The sequence below is a fragment of the Streptomyces sp. NPDC030799 genome, from assembly GCF_055572255.1.
On record NZ_JBVIDS010000023.1, the window covers coordinates 1 to 3,695 of the forward strand.

Consider the following 3,695-nt stretch of genomic DNA (forward strand, 5'->3'; position numbering starts at 1 on the left):
AAGGAAGCGACCGTTCCTTGAGAACTCAACAGCGTGCCAAAAATCAACGCCAGATATGTTGATACCCCGTCTACCGGATCCTTCCGGTGACGAGGTTCCTTTGAAAAACACAGCGAGGACGCTGTGAACGGTCGGATCATTCCTCCGACTGTTCCGCTCTCGTGGTGTTCATCCCGATCACGGGAAAACATTCACGGAGAGTTTGATCCTGGCTCAGGACGAACGCTGGCGGCGTGCTTAACACATGCAAGTCGAACGATGAACCTCCTTCGGGAGGGGATTAGTGGCGAACGGGTGAGTAACACGTGGGCAATCTGCCCTTCACTCTGGGACAAGCCCTGGAAACGGGGTCTAATACCGGATACGAGCCTGAGAGGCATCTCTCGGGTTGGAAAGCTCCGGCGGTGAAGGATGAGCCCGCGGCCTATCAGCTTGTTGGTGAGGTAACGGCTCACCAAGGCGACGACGGGTAGCCGGCCTGAGAGGGCGACCGGCCACACTGGGACTGAGACACGGCCCAGACTCCTACGGGAGGCAGCAGTGGGGAATATTGCACAATGGGCGAAAGCCTGATGCAGCGACGCCGCGTGAGGGATGACGGCCTTCGGGTTGTAAACCTCTTTCAGCAGGGAAGAAGCGAAAGTGACGGTACCTGCAGAAGAAGCGCCGGCTAACTACGTGCCAGCAGCCGCGGTAATACGTAGGGCGCAAGCGTTGTCCGGAATTATTGGGCGTAAAGAGCTCGTAGGCGGCTTGTCACGTCGATTGTGAAAGCCCGAGGCTTAACCTCGGGTCTGCAGTCGATACGGGCTAGCTAGAGTGTGGTAGGGGAGATCGGAATTCCTGGTGTAGCGGTGAAATGCGCAGATATCAGGAGGAACACCGGTGGCGAAGGCGGATCTCTGGGCCATTACTGACGCTGAGGAGCGAAAGCGTGGGGAGCGAACAGGATTAGATACCCTGGTAGTCCACGCCGTAAACGGTGGGAACTAGGTGTTGGCGACATTCCACGTCGTCGGTGCCGCAGCTAACGCATTAAGTTCCCCGCCTGGGGAGTACGGCCGCAAGGCTAAAACTCAAAGGAATTGACGGGGGCCCGCACAAGCGGCGGAGCATGTGGCTTAATTCGACGCAACGCGAAGAACCTTACCAAGGCTTGACATACACCGGAAAACCCTGGAGACAGGGTCCCCCTTGTGGTCGGTGTACAGGTGGTGCATGGCTGTCGTCAGCTCGTGTCGTGAGATGTTGGGTTAAGTCCCGCAACGAGCGCAACCCTTGTTCTGTGTTGCCAGCATGCCCTTCGGGGTGATGGGGACTCACAGGAGACCGCCGGGGTCAACTCGGAGGAAGGTGGGGACGACGTCAAGTCATCATGCCCCTTATGTCTTGGGCTGCACACGTGCTACAATGGCCGGTACAAAGAGCTGCGATACCGTGAGGTGGAGCGAATCTCAAAAAGCCGGTCTCAGTTCGGATTGGGGTCTGCAACTCGACCCCATGAAGTCGGAGTCGCTAGTAATCGCAGATCAGCATTGCTGCGGTGAATACGTTCCCGGGCCTTGTACACACCGCCCGTCACGTCACGAAAGTCGGTAACACCCGAAGCCGGTGGCCCAACCCCTCGGGGAGGGAGCTGTCGAAGGTGGGACTGGCGATTGGGACGAAGTCGTAACAAGGTAGCCGTACCGGAAGGTGCGGCTGGATCACCTCCTTTCTAAGGAGCACATGGCCGACTGCAAGCAAGTGTCTTGCACGGTTGCTCATGGGTGGAACGTTGATTATTCGGTCAGGTCCACGAGCCGGTGGCTGCTAGTACTGCTCGCAAGAGCGTGGAACGCATGATCATCGGACGGGAGCCGGCCGGGCACGCTGTTGGGTGTCTGAGGGAATGAACTTTCCTCAGTCGCCGGCCCCAGTGCACTCACTAGTTTGTCTGGTGGGGTGATGGGTGGCTGGTCGTTGTTTGAGAACTGCACAGTGGACGCGAGCATCTGTGGCCAAGTTTTTAAGGGCGCACGGTGGATGCCTTGGCACCAGGAACCGATGAAGGACGTGGGAGGCCGCGATAGTCCCCGGGGAGTCGTCAACCAGGCTTTGATCCGGGGGTTTCCGAATGGGGAAACCCGGCAGTCGTCATGGGCTGTCACCCACTGCTGAACACATAGGCAGTGTGGAGGGAACGCGGGGAAGTGAAACATCTCAGTACCCGCAGGAAGAGAAAACAACCGTGATTCCGGGAGTAGTGGCGAGCGAAACCGGATGAGGCCAAACCGTATGCGTGTGAGACCCGGCAGGGGTTGCGTATGCGGGGTTGTGGGATCTCTCTTCTATCGTCTGCCGGCGATAGGGCGAGTCAGAAACCGTTGATGTAGGCGAAGGACATGCGAAAGGTCCGGCGTAGAGGGTAAGACCCCCGTAGTCGAAACGTCAGCGGCTTGCTTGAGAGACACCCAAGTAGCACGGGGCCCGAGAAATCCCGTGTGAATCTGGCGGGACCACCCGCTAAGCCTAAATATTCCCTGGTGACCGATAGCGGATAGTACCGTGAGGGAATGGTGAAAAGTACCCCGGGAGGGGAGTGAAATAGTACCTGAAACCGTGTGCCTACAAGCCGTGGGAGCGTCGGAATGTGCTTGCACATTCTCGTGACTGCGTGCCTTTTGAAGAATGAGCCTGCGAGTTTGCGGTGTGTTGCGAGGTTAACCCGGGTGGGGAAGCCGTAGCGAAAGCGAGTCCGAATAGGGCGTTTTTAGTAGCACGCTCAAGACCCGAAGCGGAGTGATCTAGCCATGGGCAGGTTGAAGCGGAGGTAAGACTTCGTGGAGGACCGAACCCACCAGGGTTGAAAACCTGGGGGATGACCTGTGGTTAGGGGTGAAAGGCCAATCAAACTCCGTGATAGCTGGTTCTCCCCGAAATGCATTTAGGTGCAGCGTCGTGTGTTTCTTGCCGGAGGTAGAGCACTGGATAGGCGATGGGCCCTACCGGGTTACTGACCTTAGCCAAACTCCGAATGCCGGTAAGTGAGAGCGCGGCAGTGAGACTGTGGGGGATAAGCTCCATGGTCGAGAGGGAAACAGCCCAGAGCATCGACTAAGGCCCCTAAGCGTACGCTAAGTGGGAAAGGATGTGGAGTCGCACAGACAACCAGGAGGTTGGCTTAGAAGCAGCCACCCTTGAAAGAGTGCGTAATAGCTCACTGGTCTAGTGATTCCGCGCCGACAATGTAGCGGGGCTCAAGCGTACCGCCGAAGTCGTGTCATTGCAGCATATAGCCCCAACGGGTGCTGTGATGGGTAGGGGAGCGTCGTCTGCCGGGTGAAGCAGCACCGGAAGGTAGTTGTGGACGGTTGACGAGTGAGAATGCAGGCATGAGTAGCGATACAAACGTGAGAAACGTTTGCGCCGATTGACTAAGGGTTCCTGGGTCAAGCTGATCTGCCCAGGGTAAGTCGGGACCTAAGGCGAGGCCGACAGGCGTAGTCGATGGATAACCGGTTGATATTCCGGTACCCGCTGTGAAGCGTCAAACATCGAGCATCGTGATGCTAAGGCCGTGAAGCCGTTCCGGACCCTTCGGGGAAAGGAAAGTGGTGGAGCCGCCGGACCAAGCGGTTAGTAGGTGAGTGATGGGGTGACGCAGGAAGGTAGTCCATCCCGGGCGGTGGTTGTCCCGGGGTAAGGGTGTAGGA

At 57.7% G+C, this 3,695-nt stretch carries 2 rRNA genes (1 of these 2 running past the window's edge); both read left to right on the forward strand.

What is annotated here, in order from left to right:
- Positions 1 to 190: 190 nt before the first annotated feature.
- Positions 191 to 1,717: ribosomal RNA gene (locus ACZ41I_RS39880) — 16S ribosomal RNA — on the forward strand.
- 281 nt (positions 1,718 to 1,998) lie between these two features.
- Positions 1,999 to 3,695: ribosomal RNA gene (locus ACZ41I_RS39885) — 23S ribosomal RNA — on the forward strand; its annotated part runs 1,445 nt beyond the window's last position; the annotation flags it as partial.